The sequence below is a fragment of the Oleiphilus sp. HI0117 genome (assembly GCF_001635235.1).
The window spans coordinates 1-1,176 of sequence record NZ_LWGA01001321.1 but is presented as its reverse complement, the minus strand read 5'-3'; the positions used below and the strand labels follow the sequence as shown (position 1 = coordinate 1,176).

The 1,176-nt window shown below is 37.6% G+C and carries 1 protein-coding gene; it reads right to left on the bottom strand.

The window, feature by feature from the left end:
• Window positions 1-828 (bottom strand): polysaccharide deacetylase family protein (locus A3757_RS22925; RefSeq protein ID WP_197470245.1); only part of this gene is annotated, 828 nt, incomplete at its 3' end.
• Between the last annotated feature and the right edge of the window lie 348 nt (window positions 829-1,176).

Genomic DNA, 1,176 nt, shown 5'->3' with positions numbered 1-1,176 from the left:
CGTTTGAGGGACTGTACGGCTATATATAGATGGTAATAGCATTTGTCCGGTCATGTATGCGGAGTTGTTAGATAGGGTGCAGCGCTTGATATCGAATGGATCTATTGCTTGCTTGTTATAGCCTGTATTGTATGAAAAACCTATTTTATAACCTGCCTTCTTAACAAGTTCTTTTGTTTTGCTGGTGAAGTGGTCGTATCCGCCAACAGGGTAAGAAAAGCTTTGAACTGTGCGTCCCACTTTTTCTTCCAAAATTTCTTTAGACTCCTTAAGTTCCTGAAACTGAGTTTGTTCATCTAATGTTGCTAATACTCGATGTGAGTGGGTGTGTGAGCCGATCGCTACGTTATCTTCCGGCAAGCTTTTAATTTGTTCCCAGCTCATCCATTGAGCCGATTGCTCTTCTATAGAAGGTAGTGCTACTTCACAAGAGTTAGATAGTCCTTCGATCAGGTCTTTTGTATGCTCATATGGTGTTAATTTAAATCTAGCCAGTGCGGCTTGAATAGAGCTTGCTTTTTCATGCGCATTGGTAATAGGAAAGCTTTGATTGCCAATGTTAATGTTACTTTTCTTACTTTGAGAGATTAGATAGGAGGAAAGGTCCCACCAGCCAAGCTTTCTATTTTCTATAGGGAGAGTTGGAATAAAATAAATCGCAGGTAGTTTATATTGCTTTAATAAGGGGCGGGCTATTGTGTAGTTGTCGACGTAGCCGTCATCAAAGGTAATTAGAGCTGTTCGCTTGCTTGGGAAGCTATTTGAGGTTATTGAGTCGATTAAATCTTGCTCAGATATAACGTCGAAATGTTTGCTAATAAGTTTCAATTGAATCTCAAATTCCTCGACAGAGTGTTCGTATACTCCCTTGTCAAAAGGGGTGTCAAGAGGCGGGTTATAGATTCTGTGGTAGTTAAATATAACTAAAGAGCGAGATTGAAGGATTCCAATCAATCTAAAAAAATTAGATGATGCTAGAAAATTAGCTAAGACTTGTTTTTTAATCATTTTTTGTATGCTGATTTTTCTTTCGTAGCTTATTAATAGATCTTAGTAAGTTTTCAATAATGAAGCGTTTATGATTTTTTTGCAATAATATCCAACTTAGATTGTTTGATTCAGTTGCTAGACTCGATTTGTATTGACTCTCTCCGGCTAAAAAGTCGTACTTGTTAT